We start from the raw sequence: 21,446 nt of genomic DNA, 5'->3' as shown, positions 1-21,446 counted from the left end.
GCTCCTGTGTAGGAGCGAGGCTTGCCCGCGATAACCTTCTCAAGGCCACAAAAAAGCCCGCCGTCGATCACTCGACGGCGGGCTTTTTATTGGACGCTAAGGCTTAGATCGCGCCGCGCTTGCGCAGCAGTTCCAGCACTTGCTTGACGCCTTCTTCCAGCGACACGGACTGGGTGTCGATCACCAGATCGGCATCCAGCGGCACGTCGTACGGGAAGGACTCGCCCGGGATGTTATCCCCACCCGCGGCGTACAGGCCCTGCGGATCACGCTCGGCGCAGACCGCCGGCGAAGCCTGGACGTAGACCGTCAGCAGACGCTCCTTGCCGATCAGGTCCCTGGCCTGTTCACGACCTTCCGCACTCGGTGCGACGAATGCCGCCAGGGTCAGCAGGCCGGCTTCGTTGAACTGACGCGCCACGTGCGCGGCACGCCGCCAGTTCTCGGTGCGCCCGGCGCGATCCTGTGGCAGGCCCTTGTTCAGGTCGTGACGCAGGTTCTGGCCGTCGAGGACGAACACCGCACGGCCCATGTCGAACAGCTTGCGCTCGACCGCATAGGCCAGGGTGCTCTTGCCGGCGCCGGACAGGCCGCTGAACAGCACGGTGGCCGGTTGCTGGCCGAAGCGCTGGGCGCGCTCCTCGGTGGCGACATGGGCCAGCTTGCCATGGTGCGTGGCGCTGCCATGCACCACAGGCTGGGCGACGATCATGCCGGCGCCGACGGTGCCATTGGTCAAGCGGTCGATGACGATGAAGGCACCGGTGGTGCGGTTGCTGTCGTAACCGTCGAGAGCGATCGGCGCATCGAGGGCGATCTTGACCTTGCCGATCTCGTTCAGCTGCAGAGCGCTGGCCGGACCTTCTTCAAGGGTGTTCACGTCGACCCTGTTGACGATGCTGGCGATGGAGCCCGGCACATAACTGGTGGCGCGCTTGATGTCGTATTTCTTGCCCGGCAGCATCGGCTCTTCGGCCATCCATACCAGCATGGCTTCGAAGCTGTCGGTCACCGGCGGTACGTTGTCGGCATGCACCAGCAGGTCGCCACGGGAGATGTCGATCTCGTCTTCCATGGTCAGGGTCACGGCCTGGCCCGGGCCGGCATGCTCCAGCTCGCCTTCGAAGGTGACGATGGATTTCACCCGGCTGCTCTTGCCCGACGGCAGCACCACGACTTCGTCGCCCTTGTGCACGATGCCGCTGGCCAGGGTCCCGGCGAAACCACGGAAGTTCAGGTTCGGACGGTTGACGTACTGCACCGGGAAACGCAGGTCGGTGAAGTTGCGATCGCCCGCCACTTCCACGGTCTCGAGGATTTCCATCAGCGACTGGCCGGTGTACCACGGCGAGCGCTCGGACTTGTTCACCACGTTGTCGCCCTTGAGGGCCGACATCGGCACGAAGTGCAGGCTGGTGGGCTTCATCTTCAAGCCTTCGGCGAACTTCAGGTAGTCGGCCTTGATCGACTCGAACACGCCCTGGTCGAAGTCCTTGAGGTCCATCTTGTTGATGGCCACGACTATGTGCTTGATGCCCAGCAGGGAGGCGATGAAGCTGTGGCGACGGGTCTGGGTCTGCACGCCGTAGCGGGCATCCACCAGGATGATCGCCAGGTCACAGGTGGAAGCACCGGTGGCCATGTTGCGGGTGTACTGCTCATGGCCGGGGGTGTCGGCGATGATGAATTTGCGCTTGGCGGTGGAGAAATAGCGGTAGGCGACATCGATGGTGATGCCCTGCTCACGCTCGGCCTGCAGGCCGTCGACCAGCAACGCCAGGTCGATGTCGTCACCGGTGGTGCCGACTTTTTTCGAGTCGCGGGTAATGGCTTCCAGATGGTCTTCGTAGATCATCTTCGAGTCGTGCAGCAGGCGCCCGATCAGGGTGCTCTTGCCGTCGTCGACGTTACCGCAAGTCAGGAAGCGCAGCAGTTCTTTGCGTTCGTGCTGGGCCAGGTAGGCGAGGATGTCCTCGCTGATCAATTCGGATTGATGCGACATGTTAGACCCTACTTAGAAATAGCCCTGACGTTTCTTGTCTTCCATGGAACCGGCGCCATCGTGATCGATGACCCGGCCCTGGCGCTCGGAAGTTCGCGTCAGGAGCATTTCCTGAATGATGTCCGTCAGGCTTTCGGCCTCGGACTCCACCGCGCCCGTCAACGGGTAGCAGCCAAGGGTACGGAAACGCACCTTCTTCTTGACGATGCGGGCCTTCTCCTCGTCGGAGAGGTGCTCGAGGATGCGCTCGTCGTCGATCATGATCAGGGTGCCGTTCTTCTCAATCACTTCGCGCTCGGCGGCGAAGTACAGCGGCACGATCGGGATGCCTTCGAGGTAGATGTATTGCCAGATGTCCAGCTCGGTCCAGTTCGACAGCGGGAAGACGCGGATCGACTCGCCCTTGTTGACCTTGCCGTTGTAGACGTTCCACAGCTCGGGGCGCTGGTTCTTCGGGTCCCAGCGATGCTTGCTGTCGCGGAACGAGTACACGCGCTCCTTGGCGCGGGACTTCTCTTCGTCACGCCGGGCACCGCCGAACGCCGCATCGAAACCGTACTTGTCCAGCGCCTGCTTGAGGCCCTCGGTTTTCATGATGTCGGTGTGCTTGGCACTGCCGTGGGTGAAGGGGTTGATGCCCTGCGCAACGCCTTCCGGGTTGACGTGGGTGATCAGTTCCAGGCCCAGCTCCTCGACCATGCGATCGCGGAACTTGTACATCTCCTGGAATTTCCACTGGGTGTCGACGTGCATCACCGGAAACGGCAGCTTGCCCGGGAAGAACGCCTTGCGCGCCAGGTGCAGCATCACGGCGGAGTCTTTACCGATGGAGTACAGCATCACCGGGTTGTCGAACTCGGCGGCCACCTCGCGGATGATGTGGATGCTTTCCGCCTCCAGCTGTTTCAGATGCGTCAGTTTGTCGACCATGGCTACTCACGAAAGCTTTCTTATGGACGGCCTGCGGGCCGTGTTCGAGCGGGGCATGCTAGCACAGCGACCTCTTCTAATCAGGACGCCAGCTAGATCGAAACGGTATATGAATATACCCGCCTGTTTGCTGTGTTTACGCCTCTCTGTAGCCGCTGCCGCAGGCGTGCTCTGAAGGCCCTGGGGGCTTTGTTGCAGCCTGCGGCAGCGGCTACAGGACAAGGCTTTATATAGGGTTCGGGCAGTCGATGAACAAGTGCTCGAGGGCGAAGCGGCGGGCCAGGTAATCCCCCAGCGCCTGCACGCCGTAACGCTCGGTGGCGTGGTGACCGGCGGCGATAAAACTGATGTCGTTTTCCCGGGCGCTGTGGAAGGTCTGCTCCGAGGCCTCGCCGCTCAGGTACAGATCGACGCCGGCCAGCACCGCCTGGTCGATGTAGCCCTGGCCGCCGCCGGTGCACCAGCCGACACGCCGGATCATCTTGCTGCCTTCGACCACCAGCGGCTCGCGCCCCATCACCTCCTGGACCTTGCGCGCGAAGTCCCGCGCGGTCATGGGCTCGGCAAGGGAACCGACCAGTCCGACGATCTTCAGGTTGTCCGGGTCCAGCGGACCTTCCACAGTAATATCCAGTTGCCGCGCCAGTTGCACGTTGTTGCCGACGTCCGGGTGCAGGTCCAGCGGCAGGTGATAAGCCAGCAGGCTGATATCGTGCTTGAGCAGGGTTTTCAGCCGACGCTGCTTCATGCCGGTGATGCAGGGGTTCTCGCCTTTCCAGAAATAGCCGTGATGCACCAGCACCAGATCGGCATTGGCCTCCACCGCGGCATCGAGCAATGCCTGGCTGGCCGTGACGCCGCTGACGATGCGCAGCACCTGTGGACGACCTTCGACCTGCAGGCCATTGGGGCAGTAATCGGCAATTCGCGAACTGCCCAGGTAGCGGTCCGCCTCCTCTACCAGAGTGCTCAGGGCAACGGCCATAAAAGACTCCTAAATATCCCGTTCAGAGGCGCGCGCGGCCTCGTATAATGCGCGACATTATGGGCCGTCCCGGGCGGCCTGCAACCTCTCAGGACTTGCTCAATGCTCAAGGCTCTGCGTTTTTTTGGCTGGCCGCTGTTGGCCGGCGTGCTTATCGCGTTGCTGATAATTCAGCGTTACCCGCAATGGGTCGGCCTGCCCAGCCTGGACGTCAACCTGCAGCAAGCCCCGCAAACCAAGGCGCTTCGACAAGGCCCGGTGTCCTATGCCGATGCCGTGGCAATCGCCGCGCCGGCGGTGGTCAACCTGTACACCACCAAGGTCATCAACAAACCGGCGCACCCGTTGTTCGAGGACCCACAGTTCCGCCGCTTCTTCGGCGACAACCTGCCCAAGCAGCAACGCATGGAGTCGAGCCTGGGTTCCGGGGTGATCATGAGCCCCGAAGGTTATCTGCTGACCAACAACCACGTGACCGCCGGCGCCGAGCAGATTGTGGTGGCGCTCAAGGACGGTCGTGAAACCCTGGCCCACGTAATCGGCAGCGACCCGGAAACCGACCTGGCGGTCCTCAAGATCGACCTGAAGAACCTGCCTTCGATCACCGTCGGACGCTCCGACAGCATCCGCATCGGTGACGTGACCCTGGCCATCGGCAACCCGTTCGGGGTCGGCCAGACCGTGACCATGGGCATCATCAGCGCCACCGGACGCAATCAGCTGGGCCTGAACAACTACGAAGACTTCATCCAGACCGACGCGGCGATCAACCCGGGCAACTCCGGCGGCGCGCTGGTGGATGCCAACGGCAACCTGACCGGGATCAACACGGCGATCTTCTCCAAGTCCGGCGGCTCCCAGGGCATTGGCTTCGCCATCCCGATCAAGCTGGCCATGGAGGTGATGAAGTCGATCATCGAGCACGGCCAGGTGATTCGTGGCTGGCTGGGCATCGAGGTGCAGCCGCTGACCCAGGAACTGGCCGAATCGTTCGGCTTGTCCGGGCGTCCGGGCATCGTGGTGGCGGGGATTTTCCGCGACGGTCCGGCGCAAAAGGCCGGCATGCAGTTGGGTGACGTGATTCTCAGCATCGATGGCGAACCGGCCGGCGATGGCCGTCGCTCGATGAACCAGGTGGCGCGGATCAAACCCAGCGACAAGGTCAGCATCCAGGTGATGCGCAACGGCAAGGAGCTCAAGCTCACCGCCGAAATCGGCCTGCGCCCGCCACCGGCGCCGGTCAAGGAAAAAGAGTAAAAGCATCGCCAGCCAGTTCGCTCCAACAGGAGAGAGCTGGCTGGCGATAGGGCTTACAGCTCGCCCAGGCCGTCGATCAGGGCCTGGTTCTGCTCCGGCGTGCCGATACTGATCCGCAGGAACTGGGCAATCCGCTCCTGCTTGAAGTGCCGGACAATCACCCCCTGCTCCCGCAGCTTGGCCGCCAGGCCCGCCGCATCGTGTTGCGGATGACGGGCGAAAATGAAGTTGGCGGCCGACGGCAGCACTTCAAAGCCCTTGGCACGCAGCTGCGCCACCACCTGCTCGCGGCTATCGATCACCAGCTGGCAGGTCTTGGCGAAGTACTCGCGATCCTCGAATGCCGCCGCAGCGCCGACGATCGCCAGGCGATCCAGCGGGTAGGAGTTGAAGCTGTTCTTGATCCGCTCCAGCGCCTCGATCAAGTCCGGGTGCCCCACCGCCAGGCCGACCCGCAGGCCCGCCAGCGAACGGGACTTGGACAGGGTCTGGGTCACCAACAGGTTCGGGTAACGGTCCACCAGGCTGATGGCGGTTTCACCGCCGAAGTCGATGTACGCCTCGTCCACCACCACGACCGAATCCGGGCTGGCCTTGAGGATCTGCTCGACGGCCTCCAGGGCCAGCAGGCAGCCGGTCGGCGCGTTCGGGTTGGGGAAGATGATCCCGCCGTTCGGCCTGGCGTAATCGGCTGGGCGGATCTGGAACTGCTCGTCCAGCGGCACCGCGTCGAAGTCGATGCCATACAGGCCGCAATACACTGGATAGAAGCTGTAGCTGATGTCCGGGAACAGCAGCGGCTGGTCGTGCTGCAACAAGCCGTGGAAGATGTGCGCCAGCACTTCGTCGGAACCGTTGCCGAGGAACACCTGGTTGCTCTGTACCCCGTAATACCGGGCCACCGCCTGCTTGAGCAGGTCGCTGTTGGGGTCGGGGTACAGGCGCAGGTTATCGTTCAGTTCACCCTGCATCGCGGCCAGCGCCTTGGGCGAAGGGCCGTAAGGGTTTTCGTTGGTGTTGAGCTTGACCAGCTTGGTCAGCTTCGGCTGTTCGCCCGGCACATAGGGCACCAAGCCCTTGACGAACGGACTCCAGAATTTACTCATGCTTATTGCCCCTGTTCCTGGTCAGCGATGATCCGGTATTCCGCACTGCGGGCGTGGGCGCTCAGCGACTCGCCACGGGCCAACACCGAGGCGGTCTTGCCCAGTTCGGAAGCGCCCTGCTCCGAGCAGAAAATGATCGACGAACGTTTCTGGAAGTCATACACCCCCAGCGGCGAAGAGAAGCGCGCCGTGCCGGAAGTCGGCAACACGTGGTTCGGACCCGCGCAGTAGTCGCCCAGGGCCTCGGAGGTGTGACGCCCCATGAAGATCGCACCGGCGTGACGGATCTGCGGCAACCAGGCCTGCGGATCGGCGACAGACAGTTCGAGGTGCTCCGGAGCGATGCGGTTGGCCACTTCGATGGCCTGTTGCATGTCGCGCACCTGGATCAGGGCGCCACGGCCGTTGATCGACGTGTTGATGATTTCCGCGCGCTCCATGGTCGGCAGCAGCTTGGCGATGCTGGCGGCGACCTGATCGAGGAACGCCGCGTCCGGGCTGACCAGGATCGCCTGGGCGTCTTCGTCGTGCTCGGCCTGGGAGAACAGGTCCATGGCGATCCAGTCCGGATCGGTCTGGCCGTCGCACACCACCAGGATCTCCGAAGGACCAGCGATCATGTCGATGCCGACCTGGCCGAATACGTGACGCTTGGCGGTGGCCACATAGATGTTGCCCGGGCCGACCACCTTGTCCACCTGCGGCACGCTCTCGGTGCCATAGGCCAGGGCGGCTACGGCCTGGGCGCCACCGATGGTGAACACCCGGTCGACGCCAGCGATACAGGCCGCGGCCAGCACCAGTTCGTTAACCTCGCCGCGCGGGGTCGGCACCACCATCACCACTTCGGTGACGCCCGCCACTTTGGCCGGGATGGCATTCATCAACACCGAGGATGGATAAGACGCTTTGCCGCCCGGCACATACAGGCCGGCGCGATCCAGCGGCGTGACCTTCTGGCCCAGCACCGTGCCGTCGGCTTCGGTGTAGCTCCAGGAGTCCTGTTTCTGTTTTTCGTGGTAGCTGCGCACCCGCGCCGCGGCTTTTTCCAGGGCTTCGCGCTGGGCCACGGTGATCCGGGTCAGGGCCAGTTCCAGGCGCTCGCGCGGCAGGATCAGGTCGGCCATGGACGCCACTTGCAGGCCGTCGAAACGCTGGGTGAATTCCACCAGCGCCGCGTCGCCGCGCTCGCGCACCGCCTTGATGATGTCCAGCACCCGCTGATTGACCGAGTCGTCAGACACACTTTCCCAGCTCAGCAGATGATCCAGATGATGCGCGAAATCCGGGTCAGCAGCGTTGAGTCGGCGAATCGAAGTGGGAGCGGTCATAGCGAGGGCCTCATTGAATGGCTAATGCTCAGGCACCCTAAGCTACCAGTCCATTCGCGCGGGCACCTGAGAAAATTGGCTATGACACGGATAGACGGGCGCGGCTCGCGCCGCGCGAGTGAATCAACCGCGGTGTCGCGACTCCACTGCTTTGCGCAGGGTGTCGATCAGTGCCTGGATGCGGGCGTGCTGCATTTTCATGGAGGCCTTGTTGACCACCAGACGGGAACTGATCATGGAAATCAGCTCCTGGGGCTCCAGGCCGTTGGCCCGCAGGGTGTTGCCGGTGTCGACCACGTCGATGATCTTGTCGGCCAGACCGATCAGCGGCGCCAGCTCCATCGAGCCGTACAGCTTGATGATGTCGACCTGGCGACCCTGCTCGGCGTAGTAACGCTTGGCAACGTTGACGAACTTGGTGGCGACGCGCAGGCGGCCCTTGGGCTCGACCGCGCCGATGGCACCGGCGGTCATCAGCTTGCACTGGGCGATCTGCAGGTCCAGCGGCTCGTACAGGCCCTGGCCGCCGTATTCCATCAGCACATCTTTACCGGCGACGCCGAGGTCGGCGGCACCATGTTCGACATAGGTCGGCACGTCGGTGGCGCGCACGATCAGCAAGCGCACGTCGGCCTGGGTCGTGGGGATGATCAGCTTGCGGCTCTTGTCCGGATTCTCGGTGGGCACGATGCCGGCTTCAGCCAGAAGCGGCAGGGTGTCATCAAGGATGCGGCCCTTGGACAGTGCGATGGTCAACATGGGAAACGTAAGTCCTTATCAGGATACTCATGCCCGGTCGCAAACGGCGCCAGACACGCATCGAGCCTGAACACAGGCTCGACTTGGAACGAAACCTTGGGGCACGTCCCTGTGCCCATCACGCAAACTAGCCCGGTACGCGGCGGATCTTGGCGCCGAGCATCTGCAGCTTCTCTTCGATGCACTCGTAACCACGGTCGATGTGGTAGATGCGATCGATCAGGGTGTCGCCTTCGGCCATCAGGGCCGAGATCACCAGGCTGGCCGAAGCCCGCAGGTCGGTGGCCATGACAGGGGCACCCTTGAGGATTTCGGTGCCGGTGACGATGGCGGTGTTGCCTTCGACCTGGATCTTCGCGCCCATGCGGTGCAGTTCGTAGACGTGCATGAAGCGGTTTTCGAAGATGGTCTCGATCACTGCACCCGTGCCTTCGGCAATGGCGTTGAGCGAGATGAACTGGGCCTGCATGTCCGTCGGGAACGCCGGGTACGGCGCGGTGCGCACGTTGACCGCCTTCGGACGCTTGCCGTGCATGTTCAGCTCGATCCAGTCCTCGCCGGTGGTGACTTCGGCGCCGGATTCCTTGAGTTTTTCCAGGACGGCTTCGAGGATGGTCGGATCGGTATCCTTGACCTTCACGCGACCGCCGGTCACGGCGGCGGCGACCAGGTAGGTGCCGGTTTCGATACGGTCAGGCATGACCTTGTAGGTCGCCGAGTGCAGGCGCTCGACACCGTCGATGGTGATGGTGTCGGTACCGGCGCCGGAAACCTTGGCGCCCATGGCGTTGAGGAAGTTCGCCAGGTCGACCACTTCAGGTTCACGGGCGGCGTTCTGCAGCACGCTGCGGCCTTTGGCCAGGGCAGCGGCCATCATGATGTTCTCGGTACCGGTCACACTCACGGTATCGAAGAAGAAGTGCGCACCGCGCAGGCCGCCTTCAGGCGCCTTGGCCTTGATGTAGCCGCCTTCGACGTCGATCACCGCACCCATGGCTTCGAGGCCACGGATGTGCAGGTCGACCGGCCGCGAACCGATGGCGCAACCGCCAGGCAGCGCGACTTCGGCTTCGCCGAAACGGGCAACCATCGGGCCCAGCACCAGGATCGAGGCACGCATGGTCTTGACCAGCTCGTACGGCGCGACCAGGGTCTTGATGGTGCGCGGGTCGATTTCGACGCTGAGCTTCTCGTCGATCACCGGCTCAATGCCCATGCGACCGAACAGCTCGATCATGGTGGTGATGTCGTGCAGGTGCGGCAGGTTGGCGACCGTGACCGGGCCATCGCACAGCAGGGTTGCAGCCAGAATCGGCAGGGCAGAGTTCTTTGCCCCGGAAATGCGGATCTCGCCATCAAGACGAACGCCGCCGGTAATAATCAATTTATCCATAAGAATCTCGACGCCCTTGGGCTCAGGTGCGCTCGGCCCAGGCCGCGCTGCTGAAAAATTTCATAGTGACCGCATGGATGCTGCCATCGGCGATCCACGGGTTCAAATGGGCATAGATGCTCTGCTGACGCTTGACCGGACTCAAGGCCACCAGTTCGTCACTGATCACGTTCAGCTGAAAGTTGCAGCCTTCGCCCTCAACTTCTACCTGAACGGATGAAAGAGTCTCGGACAGCTTTCCTTCAAGGAAGCTCTTCACTTCGTTGGCCTGCATGCTCAACCTCAATCGGCGCCCTGTGCGCGCGGGTCGGACATCATACAAAAAAGCCCCGCGCCTGCGAACCCCGCATAGCAGGACTCTGACGGGGGGCTTGCTTGTCGATGGGTTACTAAGGCTGCGCCAGCAGCTCGGTCAAACCGGAAACCTCGGCGATCTCGCGCATGTCTTCAGGCAATGCACGAATGCTGACGGCCTTGCCGGCTGCCGCGGCATCACGCATGAAGGCCAGCAGCAACGACAAGCCGACGCTGCTGGACTTCTCCACCGCCGAACAGTCGAGCACCAGCGCCGCCGCGGTGCTCGAGGCGATCAGGGCCTGCCCCTGCTTGCGCAGGCCCGGGCCGGAGCGATAGTCCAGCACACCGCTGATCAGCAATTCGCCGGCTTCACCCAGACGGACGGCCGACTCACTCATTGCGTGACCTTCTCAGGCGAATTTTCGGTCGCTTCCTTGGCCTTGGCCACTTCGCCGGCCCAGTTGTTGATGGTCTTGTCCAGGTCGTTGCCGTTGCGCTGCATGGCATCGGCGAACTGATCGCGGAACAGCTTGCCGATATTGATGCCATTGATGATCACGTTGCGCAGCTTCCACTCGCCGTTGATCTTCTCCAGCGTGTACGACACAGGATAGATCGCGCCGTTACTGCCCTTGACCGTCATGCCGACGCTGGTACGGTCGCCCGACTCGTCCCTGGCAGGATCAACGACGATGCCCTGGTTGTTGTACTCCAGCAAGGCGTTGCCATAGAACTGGAACAGGCCCTTCTTGAAGTTTTCCTCAAAGGTGCGCATCTGTTCCGGCGTGGCTTTGCGCGAGTACTTGACCGTCATGATGCTCTTGGAAATACCTTCGGCATCCACGACCGGGCCCACGATGCTGTTCAGCGCCGCATAAAAGTCTTGCGGGTCCTGCTTGTACTTTTCTTTGTTGGCGGCCAGGTCGGCCAGCAGACGGTTGGTGGTGTCCTGTACCAGATCATGCGCGGAAGGCGCCGCCACGGCGTGAGCCATCAACGGCAATGCCGCCAGTAATACCAACAGGCTACGTCGCAAGGTAGAGATCATGAAAAAATCCTCATTTGGCGTCTTTGCTAACGGTATTGAGCAGGAATTTACCGATCAGGTCCTCAAGCACCAGTGAAGACTGGGTGTCGTGGATGGTCCCGCCATCCTTGAGCAACGTGTCTTCGCCGCCGACGCTGATACCAATGTATTTCTCGCCGAGCAGCCCAGCGGTCAGGATAGATGCAGTCGAGTCGGTCGGCAGGTTATCTACGCGCTTTTCCAACTGCAGCGTGACCCGACCGGTGAAACTGTCGCGGTCCAGATCGATAGCCGTGACCTTGCCGATGGTCACACCGGCCATGGTCACCTTAGCTCTGACCGTCAAACCGGCGATATTGTCGAAATATGCGTAAAGTTTATAAGTATCGGTGCTCGAGGTCGGGGACAAGCCACTGACCCGCAAGGCAAGCAACAGCAAAGCCAGGATGCCAGCCAGCAGGAAAAGGCCGACACCGATTTCCAGGGTGCGGTTTTGCATCAGAAATCTCCAAACATCAAGGCGGTCAGAATAAAGTCCAGGCCGAGTACAGCCAACGAGGCGTACACAACGGTCTTGGTAGTGGCACGACTGATCCCCTCTGAAGTGGGCTCGCAGTCATAGCCTTGGAATACGGCGATCCAGGTCACGACAAAGGCGAAAACGATGCTCTTGATGATGCCATTGAGCACGTCCTCATTGAACGTCACGCTGTTTTGCATGTTCGACCAGTAGGAACCTTCATAGACCCCCAGCCAGTCGACGGCCACCCACGAACCGCCCCAGATGCCCACCACGCTGAAGATAATCGCCAGCAACGGCAGAGAAATGAAACCGGCCCACAGACGTGGCGCGACAATGTATTTGAGCGGGTCGACACCGATCATCTCCAGGCTGGAGAGCTGTTCGGTGGCTTTCATGTTGCCGATTTCCGCGGTCAGCGCCGAGCCGGCCCGGCCCGCGAAGAGCAATGCCGTGACCACCGGCCCCAGTTCACGCAGCAGGGTCAGGGCGACCATCTGCCCCACCGCCTGCTCCGAACCGTAGCTGGACAGGATATTGAAGCCCTGCAGCGCCAGTACCATGCCGATGAATATCCCGGAGACCACGATGATCACCAGCGACATCACCCCCACCGAATGCAACTGCTTGACCAACAGGCCGAAGCTGCCGCCGATACTGCCGCGACCGAACAACACATGAAACAGCATCAGGCTCGAACGCCCGAGCACCGCGAGAACGTCGATGCCCGAGTGACCGAACAGACGAATTCGCTCCAATAAAGATACTTTGCGCATCAGCGCTTCCCCAGAAGATCTGCGCGGTAATCCGGCGCTGGAAAGTGAAAGGGTACCGGACCGTCGGGGTCGCCTTTCATGAACTGGCGGATCCGCGGGTTATCGGAATCCATCAACTCGTCGGGCGTGCCCTGCCCCAGCACCTGGCCATCGCCCACCACATAGATGTAGTCGGCGATGCTCGCGGTTTCCGCCAGATCGTGGGAAACCACGATGCTGGTGATGCCCAGCGCATCGTTGAGCAGACGGATCAGGCGCACCAGCACGCCCATGGCGATGGGGTCCTGGCCTACGAACGGCTCGTCGTACATGAGGATCTGCGGGTCCAGGGCGATGGCCCGGGCCAGGGCCACACGACGCTTCATGCCGCCGGACAGCTCGTCGGGCATCAGGTCGATGGCACCGCGCAACCCGACCGCCTGCAACTTGAGCAGGACGATATCGCGGATCATTTCATCCGGCAGCTGGGTATGAACGCGCAGCGGAAAGGCGACGTTCTCGAACACATCGAGATCGGTGAACAGCGCGCCGCTCTGGAACAGCACGCCCATCTGCTTGCGGGCGTCGAACAGATCGCCGCGCGACAATTTGGGCAGGTTCTGGCCGTTGACCCAGACTTCACCGCTGCTGGGACGCAATTGCGCGCCCATCAACCGCAGGAGCGTGGTCTTGCCGCAACCGGAAGGCCCCATGATGCCGGTGACCTTGCCCCGCGGAATACGGATATCGACATTATTGAAGATGCTGCGCGCACCGCGCTTGAAGGACAGTCCCTTCAGCTCGACCGCGTAGGCGTTATCGGCACTCATCTAAACTCCTTGCGATGCAGCCTCTCACTCGGACGCTTGGCTCCCTGCCGGGAGTACATGCACCCAGGGCAGGCCGAACTGGCGGCGAACTATATCACTGCTGATACGGAGCCCCCAAGGCCGAAGCCATCCGTGTTCAGGATCACGACAGGCTAAAACGGGCTTCACAGAGCAATTCCAGCCTATAGAAGGACAAAGGCTGACGAACTTGCGTGAGGGAATCGATCATTACCGCTATAATCGCCGCCTTTTCATCAGGCTATACGATTTCTGACATGAGCCAATCCAGCGACCTGATTCAATCGGCACAACGCACCATCCGCCTCGAGATAGAAGCCGTACAAGGCTTGCTGCCACATATCGACGCAGATTTCGTACGCGCTTGCGAGATGATTCTGGCCAGCAAAGGCCGCGTAGTAGTGGTCGGCATGGGCAAGTCCGGGCATATCGGCAACAAGATCGCCGCCACCCTGGCCAGCACCGGCACCACCGCGTTTTTTGTCCATCCGGCCGAAGCCAGCCATGGCGACATGGGCATGATTACCCGGGACGACGTGATCCTGGCCCTGTCCAACTCCGGCTCGACCAATGAAATCGTGACCTTGTTGCCGCTGATCAAGCGCCTGGGCATCCAGCTGATCAGCATCACCGGCAACCCTGATTCGGCGCTGGCCAAGGCCGCCGAGGTCAACCTCAACGTCCAGGTCAAGCAAGAGGCCTGCCCGCTGAACCTGGCCCCGACCTCTTCGACCACCGCCGCCCTGGTCATGGGCGACGCCCTGGCCGTGGCGCTGCTGGAAGCCCGCGGCTTCACCGCCGAAGACTTCGCCTTCTCCCATCCGGGCGGCGCGCTGGGCCGGCGCCTGCTGCTGAAAGTCGAGAACGTCATGCATGCCGGCGAGCAGCTGCCGCAGGTCCAGCGTGGCACGCTGCTCAAGGACGCCCTGATGGAAATGACCCGCAAGGGCCTGGGCATGACCGTCATTGTCGAGGCCGACGGCCGCCTGGCAGGGGTCTTCACCGACGGCGACCTGCGCCGCACCCTGGACCGCACCATCGACATTCACCACACCACCATCGATGAAGTCATGACCGTTCACGGCAAGACCGCCCGCGCCGAAATGCTCGCGGCCGAAGCCCTGAAAATCATGGAAGACAATCGAATCAACGCACTGGTCGTAGTGGACAAGGACGATCGCCCGATCGGCGCCTTCAACCTGTCCGACCTGCTGCGCGCGGGAGTCATGTAATGAGCACGGATCTGCTGCAACGCGGCAAGAACATCAAGCTGGCGGTATTCGACGTGGATGGTGTACTGACCGACGGTCGCCTGTACTTCCTTGAAGACGGCAGCGAGTTCAAGACCTTCAACACCCTCGATGGCCAGGGCATCAAGATGCTGATGGCCACGGGCGTGCAGACGGCAATCATCAGCGGTCGCAAGACGCCGGTGGTCGAGCGCCGGGCGAAAAACCTGGGGATTCCCCATCTGTTTCAGGGTCGCGAAGACAAACTGGTGGTGCTGGACGGGCTTCTTGCCCAACTGGGCCTAAGCTATGAGCAGGTCGCCTACCTGGGCGACGACCTGCCGGACCTGCCAGTGATCCGCCGGGTCGGCCTGGGCATGGCCGTCGCCAATGCCGCCAGCTTTGTCCGTGAACACGCCCATGGCGTCACCCAGGCCCGTGGCGGCGAAGGTGCCGCCCGCGAGTTCTGCGAGTTGATCCTGCGCGCCCAAGGCAGCCTTGAAGCGGCCCACGCCGCCTACTTATAGAGCCTCCCATGCTGAGCAAAAAGATTCGCAACATCCTGATCTTCGGCATCATCACCGTGCTGTTCCTGGCGGTGGGGTACTGGAACATCAGCCCGGAACGCTTCCTCGACAAGCCGGTCGCGCAGGTCGACGAAAGCGCCATCGACTACTACGCCATCAACGCCCGTAGCGTGCAGTACCTGCCCGACGGCAAGCTGCAGTACGAAATGACGTCCGACAAGGTCGAACACCTCAAGGCCACCGAGGTGACACTGTTGACCAAGCCGGACCTGCAGATGTATCGCGGCACCGCCTTCCCCTGGCACGTCCAGAGCGAGCACGGCGAAGTCAACCCGGATGGCACCCAGGTCGAGCTGATCGATTCGGTACGGGTTTCGCGCACCGACGAGAAAAATCGCAACCTGCTGATCACCACGACCCGCATGACAGTATTCCCGCAGAAGCAATATGCGCAGACCGATCAAGACGTTAGAATCGACGGCGCCGGCGGCGTGACGACTGGCAAGGGAATGAAAGCGTATTTGAAAGACGGCAGGATGAACCTGCTATCGAACGTAAGAGGACAGTATGAGGCTCGTTAAAACCCTCCCTATTTTGCTCGGTCTGGGCGCAGCACTGGGAAGCGTGAGCGCCTGGGCTCTGCCGAACGATAGCCAGCAACCAATCCGCATCCAGGCCGACGACGCTCAACTGGACGACAAGAATGGCGTAGCCACCTACAGGGGCGACGTGATCATCACCCAGGGCTCGATGAAGGTCACCGGCAATACCGTGACCATCACCCGCACCCAGACCGGTGACATCGACGTGGTGACCTCGGTGGGCAACCTGGCCTACTTCGAGCAGATCCAAACCCAGGGCGATACCAAGCCGGTCCAGGGCTATGGCATGACCATCCAGTACCACGCTGCGCAGAACCGCGTCGTGCTGATCGACCGTGCCAAGGTCGTCGACAAGGACGGCAACATCACCCAGGGCGAGAAAATCGTCTACGACACCAACAAGAAGCTGGCCAGCGCCGGTCGCGCTACCGGCAGCAAGGTCACCGAGTCGCGCCCACGGATCGACATGGTCATCCAGCCGAAAAAGAAAACTGACGAAAAGGCCCAGTAATGGCAACTCTGAAAGCTCAGCACCTGGCCAAGAGCTACAAGAGCCGCCAGGTCGTGCGTGACGTCAGCCTGTCCATCGACAGCGGCCAGATCGTCGGCCTGCTCGGCCCCAACGGCGCCGGCAAGACCACTTGCTTCTACATGATCGTCGGCCTGGTCCAGGCCGATCAGGGTCGCATCCTGATCGACGACCTGGATGTCAGCCACCAGCCAATGCACGGCCGTGCCCGCGCCGGGATCGGCTACCTGCCGCAGGAAGCCTCGATCTTCCGCAAGCTCTCGGTGGCCGACAACATCATGGCCATCCTCGAGACCCGCAAGGAACTCGACAAGGCCGGCCGTCGCCAGGAACTGGAAAGCCTGCTGCAGGAATTCCACATCAACCACATTCGCGACAACCTGGGCATGAGCCTTTCCGGCGGTGAACGTCGCCGCGTGGAAATCGCTCGCGCACTGGCCACCGCCCCCAAGTTCATCCTGCTCGACGAACCCTTCGCCGGCGTAGACCCGATCTCGGTAGGCGACATCAAGCAGATCATTCATCACCTGAAAGCCAAGGGCATCGGCGTACTCATCACTGACCACAACGTCCGTGAAACCCTGGATATCTGCGAAACCGCCTACATCGTCAACGACGGTCAGCTGATCGCCGAAGGCGACGCCGAAACCATCCTCGCCAACGAGCTGGTCAAGGAAGTTTACCTGGGCCATGAGTTCCGCCTGTAAGCCCTGAGGTGTTTGGCTGGTCGCCAGAGCGCCCGCCCCAATAAAACCCTGCTGTTTTTATTGTTACAGCGCTCTAGGCAAACACTTCAGTTTCAGGCATATAATTTGCTTATGTTTGGCGCTCACGCGCCCTGTAGTGGATGGCGCATGTGCGCCGGCGAATAAGGTGTTAAGCCCCTGCCATGAAACCATCGCTAGTCCTCAGAATGGGCCAGCAGCTGACGATGACACCGCAGCTGCAACAGGCCATCCGCCTGCTCCAATTGTCGACCCTGGACCTGCAACAGGAAATCCAGGAGGCCCTGGAGTCCAACCCGATGCTCGAGCGCCAGGAAGAAGGCGACGACTTCGATAACACCGATCCGCTGGCCGACAACGCCGAGCAGAAACCCAATACCGATATCCAGGAACCCTCCTACCAGGAAACCGCCCCGACGGTGGACAACCTCGAGGACGGCGAATGGAACGAACGCATTCCCAACGATCTGCCAGTCGATACCGCCTGGGAAGACGTCTACCAGACCAGCGCCAGCAGCCTGCCCAGCAACGATGACGACGAGTGGGACTTCACCACCCGCACCTCGGCCGGCGAAAGCCTGCAGAGCCATCTGCTCTGGCAGTTGAACCTGGCGCCCATGTCCGACACCGATCGCCTGATCGCCGTGACCCTGATCGACTGCATCAACAATCAGGGCTATCTGGACGAAACCCTCGAGGAAATCCTCGAAGCCTTCGATCCGGAGCTGGACATCGAACTCGATGAAATCGAGGCCGTCCTGCACCGCATCCAGCAGTTCGAGCCCGCCGGCATCGGCGCCCGTAACCTGGGCGAATGCCTGCTGCTGCAACTGCGCCAGCTGCCCGCCAAGACTCCCTGGCTGACTGAAGCCAAGCGCCTGGTCACCGACTTCATCGACCTGCTCGGCAGCCGCGACTACAGCCAGCTGATGCGGCGCATGAAGCTCAAGGAAGACGAACTGCGCCAGGTCATCGAACTGGTGCAGAGCCTCAACCCACGACCGGGCTCGCAAATCGAATCCACCGAAGCCGAATACGTGGTTCCCGACGTCATCGTGCGCAAGGATAACGAACGCTGGCTGGTGGAGCTGAACCAGGAGTCCGTGCCGCGCCTGCGCGTCAACCCGCAATACGCTGGTTTCGTGCGACGCGCCGACACCAGCGCTGACAACACCTTCATGCGCAACCAGCTGCAGGAAGCCCGTTGGTTCATCAAGAGCCTGCAGAGCCGTAACGAAACCCTGATGAAAGTCGCCACCCAGATCGTCGAGCATCAGCGCGGCTTCCTCGAGTACGGCGATGAGGCGATGAAACCGTTGGTCCTGCATGACATCGCCGAAGCGGTGGGCATGCACGAGTCGACGATTTCCCGGGTGACCACGCAAAAATTCATGCATACCCCACGGGGCATTTATGAACTGAAATACTTTTTCTCCAGCCACGTAAGTACCTCCGAAGGCGGTGAATGCTCGTCCACGGCGATCCGCGCGATCATCAAAAAACTGGTCGCCGCGGAAAATCAGAAAAAGCCGTTGAGTGACAGCAAGATCGCTGGTTTACTGGAGGCACAAGGCATTCAGGTAGCCCGTCGTACCGTCGCCAAGTACCGCGAATCCCTGGGGATCGCGCCTTCCAGCGAACGGAAGCGGTTGATGTAGCCGCCGGGCTCGCCACAGCGTTCCAGTGGCAGGTCAATCGACCTGCCGCTTTATGCACTGGCAACGAAGGAGAAGCTGTATGCAAGTCAACATCAGTGGACACCAACTGGAAGTGACCGAACCTCTGCGCGCTTACATCGGCGAAAAACTCGACCGACTGGAGCGGCACTTTGACAAGATTACCAATGTGCAGGTAACGCTGGCCGTCGAGAAACTGAAGCAGAAAATCGAGGCCACGCTGCACATCCATGGTGGGGAAGTCGTCGCCAATGCAGAACATGACGATATGTATGCCGCAATCGACTTGCTCACGGACAAGCTTGACCGCCAACTGAAAAAGCATAAGGAAAAGCAACTCCACCTTCTCCAAGGCACGGGTCGCTAACACTCCCCTCCCATGATCCGACTTGAAAGCATCCTGACCCCCGGCCGTTCCCTGGTGAACGTGCCGGGCGGCAGTAAAAAACGTGCCCTCGAACAAATTGCCAACCTGATCAGCCGCGAAGTGCCTGATCTGGAGATGCAAGATGTCTTCGAAAGCCTGATTGCCCGTGAAAAGCTGGGTTCTACCGGTTTTGGCAACGGCATCGCCATTCCACACTGCCGCCTCAAAGGCTGTGAGTCGCCCATCAGTGCCCTGATGCACCTGGACGCCCCCATCGATTTCGACGCCATCGACGGCGCACCGGTCGACCTGCTGTTCGTACTGCTGGTCCCGGAAGCCGCCACCGATGCGCACCTGGAACTGCTCCGGCAGATTGCCAGCATGCTGGACCGCAAAGAGGTGCGCGACAAGCTGCGCAGCGCCACCAGCAATGAAGCCTTGTACAAGGTTGTCCTGGACGAACAGAACGGTCAGTAATCATGCGTTTGATCATCGTCAGCGGCCGGTCCGGCTCGGGTAAAAGCACCGCCCTCGATGTACTCGAGGACAATGGCTATTACTGCATCGACAACCTGCCGGCCGGGCTGTTGCCCGAATTGGCCGAGCGAGCGCTGATCCATACCGAGCTGACGCAGCCACTGGTCGCCGTGTCGATCGACGCCCGCAACCTGCCAAGCCACTTGTCGCGCTTTCCCGAACTGCTCGAGGAAGTACGCAGCCGGCATATCCAGTGCGATGTGCTGTACCTGGACGCTGACGAAGAAACCCTGCTCAAGCGCTTTTCCGAAACCCGCCGTCGCCACCCCTTGAGCAGCAACAATCGCTCGCTGGCCGAGGCGATTCAAGACGAAAGCCACCTGCTGGGTCCGATTGCCGACCTCGCCGACCTCAAGGTCAACACCACCAACCTGAACCTGTACCAACTGCGCGATACCATCAAGTTGCGCCTGTTGAACCAGCCGGAACCGGGCACCGCCTTCCTGGTGGAGTCTTTCGGATTCAAGCGTGGCATGCCGGTCGACGCCGACCTGGTGTTCGATGTGCGCTGCCTGCCCAACCCGTACTGGAAGCCCGAGTTGCGCGCCCAGTCCGGGCTCGACCAGCCGGTTGCCGAATACCTGGCCGCCCAGCCGGACGTCGAGGAAATGTTCCAGGACATCTCCAGCTACCTGCTGAAATGGTTGCCACGCTTTGCCGCCAGCAACCGCGCCTACGTCACTATTGCCATTGGCTGTACGGGCGGCCACCATCGCTCGGTCTACCTGACCGAACGCTTGGGCCAAGTCCTGCAAAAGTCCCTGAAGAACGTCCAGGTTCGCCACCGCGACCTTAGCTGAAAGGATCTACCCCGCGATGCCTGCTCTGGAAATTGAAATCATCAACAAACTGGGTCTGCATGCCCGTGCCTCGGCAAAGTTCGTCGGCGTGGCCGGTCAGTTTCCTTGCCAGATCCGTGCAGGGAGAACGCCGGAGTCGATGGTCGACGGCAAGAGCATCATGGCGATGATGATGCTGGCCGCCGGCAAAGGCACCAAGATTCATCTGAAGACCGAAGGCGAACAGGAGCAGGAGGCGCTGGAAGCGCTGGTGGCACTGATCAATAACTTCTTCGACGAAGGCGAGTAAGGTCGGCGGGGCAAGCCCGCCGAAAGGCACTCAGGCGAGTGCCGTATCCATGACCATCATCAGGCAAAAGCCGACACACAAGCCCAGGCTCGCCAGCTTTTCATGACCGTTGCGTCGTGATTCGGGGATCACTTCGTGGGCCACCACCAGCAGCATGGCCCCCGCCGCCAACGCCAACCCGAGCGGCAACAGCATCTCGGCCAGGCTCACCAGCCACGCACAAAGCAAGGCGAACACCGGCTCCACCAGGCCCGAAGCGGCACCGATCAGGAATGCCTTGACCCGGGACATGCCGGCGCCAGCCAGCACCAGAGCAATCACCAGGCCTTCCGGTACATCCTGCAAGGCGATGCCCATGGCCAGGCTATCCGCCTCCGGCATACCGCCACCCGCGGAAACGCCCACGGCCATTCCCTCGGGAATGTTGTGGGCGATGATGGCAAACACAAACAGCCAGATTCGCGGCGGGATGACCGGGTGCTCAAGGGTGCCCATCAGTTTCTCCGGGCTGCCCCCCGACACCTTGCGATCCACTAGAAACAACCCCAAGGCACCGAGCATGATGCCGAAGCTGATCAGGCCGCTCGAAGCCCAGGGCGACAACCCGAGTTTTTCCGCCGCGGCGATCCCGGGCACGATCAGCGAAAAGGCCGTGGCCGCCAGCATCACCCCGGCGCCGAATCCCAACAGGGTGTCACTCAGCGCCAGCGGCATCTTGCGAATGACCAGCACCGGCACTGCCCCCAGCGCGGTTCCCAGGGCACACACCGCCCCGCCCTGCAACGCACGCAACAAGCGCGGTTCCAGCTCCAGCCAGGACAAGCCCTGGGCAACCAGCAATGCAGTACCCGCCAACAGCAACAGCGAACCGAACGCGTAACGAAACATCCGCCCGCTGCTGATCGTCAGTGTTTCAGTGCCCATAGTCAGCCTTAGGTCTTTTTATCGGTGGGGG

General features: G+C 61.5%; 25 protein-coding genes. 11 read left to right on the top strand and 14 right to left on the bottom strand.

Features of this window, described 5'->3' with window-relative positions:
• Window positions 1-103: 103 nt before the first annotated feature.
• The 3 genes from cysN to PVZ78_RS02455 all read right to left on the bottom strand — a co-directional run bounded on the left by cysN (window position 104) and on the right by PVZ78_RS02455 (window position 3,917).
• A complete protein-coding gene (gene cysN / locus PVZ78_RS02465; RefSeq protein WP_038630617.1) occupies window positions 104-2,002 on the bottom strand; it encodes a sulfate adenylyltransferase subunit CysN in 1,899 nt (632 codons plus the stop codon).
• A gap of 12 nt (window positions 2,003-2,014) precedes the next feature.
• A complete protein-coding gene (gene cysD / locus PVZ78_RS02460) occupies window positions 2,015-2,932 on the bottom strand; it encodes a sulfate adenylyltransferase subunit CysD (protein WP_007929849.1) in 918 nt (305 codons plus the stop codon).
• Window positions 2,933-3,158: 226 nt separating this feature from the next.
• Entirely contained in the window at window positions 3,159-3,917 is a 759-nt protein-coding gene (locus tag PVZ78_RS02455; protein WP_009047010.1) for a Nif3-like dinuclear metal center hexameric protein, read from the bottom strand.
• 102 nt (window positions 3,918-4,019) lie between these two features.
• On the opposite strand from PVZ78_RS02455, the gene algW reads away from it, so the two are divergent.
• Window positions 4,020-5,174 carry a Do family serine endopeptidase AlgW gene (algW, locus tag PVZ78_RS02450; RefSeq protein WP_007929855.1) on the top strand — a complete coding sequence of 385 codons (1,155 nt, stop codon included), beginning with the start codon at window positions 4,020-4,022 and terminating at the stop codon, window positions 5,172-5,174.
• A gap of 53 nt (window positions 5,175-5,227) precedes the next feature.
• On the opposite strand, the gene hisC is transcribed toward algW, so the two are convergent.
• From hisC to PVZ78_RS02400, 10 genes are all read right to left on the bottom strand, one after another.
• Window positions 5,228-6,280: a histidinol-phosphate transaminase gene (gene hisC / locus PVZ78_RS02445; RefSeq protein ID WP_009047009.1), complete on the bottom strand. Its 1,053-nt coding sequence runs from the start codon at window positions 6,278-6,280 to the stop codon at window positions 5,228-5,230.
• 2 nt (window positions 6,281-6,282) lie between these two features.
• On the bottom strand, window positions 6,283-7,611 hold the full coding sequence (gene hisD, locus PVZ78_RS02440; protein WP_009047008.1) for a histidinol dehydrogenase: 1,329 nt from the start codon (window positions 7,609-7,611) through the stop codon (window positions 6,283-6,285).
• 123 nt (window positions 7,612-7,734) lie between these two features.
• A complete protein-coding gene (gene hisG, locus PVZ78_RS02435; RefSeq protein WP_007929858.1) occupies window positions 7,735-8,370 on the bottom strand; it encodes an ATP phosphoribosyltransferase in 636 nt (211 codons plus the stop codon).
• 127 nt (window positions 8,371-8,497) lie between these two features.
• Window positions 8,498-9,763 (bottom strand): UDP-N-acetylglucosamine 1-carboxyvinyltransferase, encoded by a 1,266-nt coding sequence (murA, locus tag PVZ78_RS02430; protein ID WP_007929859.1) that lies wholly within the window; start codon window positions 9,761-9,763, stop codon window positions 8,498-8,500.
• A 22-nt stretch (window positions 9,764-9,785) separates the two neighbouring features.
• Complete coding sequence (locus tag PVZ78_RS02425) at window positions 9,786-10,037, bottom strand: BolA family protein (protein ID WP_007929860.1); 252 nt, start codon at window positions 10,035-10,037, stop codon at window positions 9,786-9,788.
• Between the two features lie 115 nt (window positions 10,038-10,152).
• Window positions 10,153-10,458 carry an STAS domain-containing protein gene (locus PVZ78_RS02420; protein WP_007929861.1) on the bottom strand — a complete coding sequence of 102 codons (306 nt, stop codon included), beginning with the start codon at window positions 10,456-10,458 and terminating at the stop codon, window positions 10,153-10,155.
• Window positions 10,455-11,108 carry an MlaC/ttg2D family ABC transporter substrate-binding protein gene (locus tag PVZ78_RS02415; protein ID WP_009047006.1) on the bottom strand — a complete coding sequence of 218 codons (654 nt, stop codon included), beginning with the start codon at window positions 11,106-11,108 and terminating at the stop codon, window positions 10,455-10,457. Before PVZ78_RS02415 ends, PVZ78_RS02420 begins: the two co-directional genes overlap by 4 nt.
• Before the next feature lie 10 nt (window positions 11,109-11,118).
• On the bottom strand, window positions 11,119-11,586 hold the full coding sequence (gene mlaD, locus PVZ78_RS02410) for an outer membrane lipid asymmetry maintenance protein MlaD (RefSeq protein WP_007929863.1): 468 nt from the start codon (window positions 11,584-11,586) through the stop codon (window positions 11,119-11,121).
• Window positions 11,586-12,383: a lipid asymmetry maintenance ABC transporter permease subunit MlaE gene (mlaE, locus tag PVZ78_RS02405; protein WP_009047005.1), complete on the bottom strand. Its 798-nt coding sequence runs from the start codon at window positions 12,381-12,383 to the stop codon at window positions 11,586-11,588. Before mlaE ends, mlaD begins: the two co-directional genes overlap by 1 nt.
• Window positions 12,383-13,192: an ATP-binding cassette domain-containing protein gene (locus tag PVZ78_RS02400; RefSeq protein WP_009042197.1), complete on the bottom strand. Its 810-nt coding sequence runs from the start codon at window positions 13,190-13,192 to the stop codon at window positions 12,383-12,385. Before PVZ78_RS02400 ends, mlaE begins: the two co-directional genes overlap by 1 nt.
• A gap of 275 nt (window positions 13,193-13,467) precedes the next feature.
• Between PVZ78_RS02400 and PVZ78_RS02395 the strand changes: the two genes are divergently transcribed.
• From PVZ78_RS02395 to PVZ78_RS02350, 10 genes are all read left to right on the top strand, one after another.
• Window positions 13,468-14,442, top strand: coding sequence for a KpsF/GutQ family sugar-phosphate isomerase (locus PVZ78_RS02395; RefSeq protein WP_009047004.1), 975 nt, complete (start codon window positions 13,468-13,470; stop codon window positions 14,440-14,442).
• Entirely contained in the window at window positions 14,442-14,966 is a 525-nt protein-coding gene (locus PVZ78_RS02390; RefSeq protein WP_007929867.1) for a KdsC family phosphatase, read from the top strand. The genes PVZ78_RS02395 and PVZ78_RS02390 overlap by 1 nt, the downstream gene beginning before the upstream one ends.
• A gap of 8 nt (window positions 14,967-14,974) precedes the next feature.
• A complete protein-coding gene (gene lptC / locus PVZ78_RS02385) occupies window positions 14,975-15,547 on the top strand; it encodes an LPS export ABC transporter periplasmic protein LptC (protein WP_009047003.1) in 573 nt (190 codons plus the stop codon).
• Window positions 15,534-16,079 carry a lipopolysaccharide transport periplasmic protein LptA gene (lptA, locus tag PVZ78_RS02380; protein WP_273828174.1) on the top strand — a complete coding sequence of 182 codons (546 nt, stop codon included), beginning with the start codon at window positions 15,534-15,536 and terminating at the stop codon, window positions 16,077-16,079. Before lptC ends, lptA begins: the two co-directional genes overlap by 14 nt.
• A complete protein-coding gene (gene lptB, locus PVZ78_RS02375; protein WP_007929870.1) occupies window positions 16,079-16,804 on the top strand; it encodes an LPS export ABC transporter ATP-binding protein in 726 nt (241 codons plus the stop codon). The genes lptA and lptB overlap by 1 nt, the downstream gene beginning before the upstream one ends.
• 182 nt (window positions 16,805-16,986) lie before the next feature.
• Window positions 16,987-18,480 carry an RNA polymerase factor sigma-54 gene (locus tag PVZ78_RS02370; protein ID WP_009047001.1) on the top strand — a complete coding sequence of 498 codons (1,494 nt, stop codon included), beginning with the start codon at window positions 16,987-16,989 and terminating at the stop codon, window positions 18,478-18,480.
• A 79-nt stretch (window positions 18,481-18,559) separates the two neighbouring features.
• Window positions 18,560-18,865, top strand: a complete 306-nt coding sequence (gene hpf / locus PVZ78_RS02365; protein ID WP_007929872.1) for a ribosome hibernation-promoting factor, HPF/YfiA family — start codon at window positions 18,560-18,562, stop codon at window positions 18,863-18,865.
• 12 nt (window positions 18,866-18,877) lie between these two features.
• On the top strand, window positions 18,878-19,342 hold the full coding sequence (ptsN, locus tag PVZ78_RS02360) for a PTS IIA-like nitrogen regulatory protein PtsN (protein ID WP_007929873.1): 465 nt from the start codon (window positions 18,878-18,880) through the stop codon (window positions 19,340-19,342).
• Window positions 19,343-19,344: 2 nt separating this feature from the next.
• The gene (gene rapZ, locus PVZ78_RS02355; protein WP_007929875.1) at window positions 19,345-20,202 is read left to right on the top strand and encodes an RNase adapter RapZ; all 858 of its coding nucleotides are present in this window, start codon (window positions 19,345-19,347) and stop codon (window positions 20,200-20,202) included.
• A 16-nt stretch (window positions 20,203-20,218) separates the two neighbouring features.
• Window positions 20,219-20,491, top strand: coding sequence for an HPr family phosphocarrier protein (locus tag PVZ78_RS02350; RefSeq protein WP_009046999.1), 273 nt, complete (start codon window positions 20,219-20,221; stop codon window positions 20,489-20,491).
• A gap of 30 nt (window positions 20,492-20,521) precedes the next feature.
• Here PVZ78_RS02350 and PVZ78_RS02345 read toward each other — a convergent pair whose 3' ends face one another.
• Complete coding sequence (locus PVZ78_RS02345; RefSeq protein ID WP_198919759.1) at window positions 20,522-21,415, bottom strand: ZIP family metal transporter; 894 nt, start codon at window positions 21,413-21,415, stop codon at window positions 20,522-20,524.
• Window positions 21,416-21,446 lie beyond the last annotated feature (31 nt).

This window comes from Pseudomonas sp. SBT1-2, assembly GCF_028640875.1.
Lineage (GTDB): Bacteria > Pseudomonadota > Gammaproteobacteria > Pseudomonadales > Pseudomonadaceae > Aquipseudomonas > Aquipseudomonas chlororaphis_I.
Note: the sequence above shows the minus strand (reverse complement) of the source record. Positions and strands in the feature narration are given on the sequence as shown.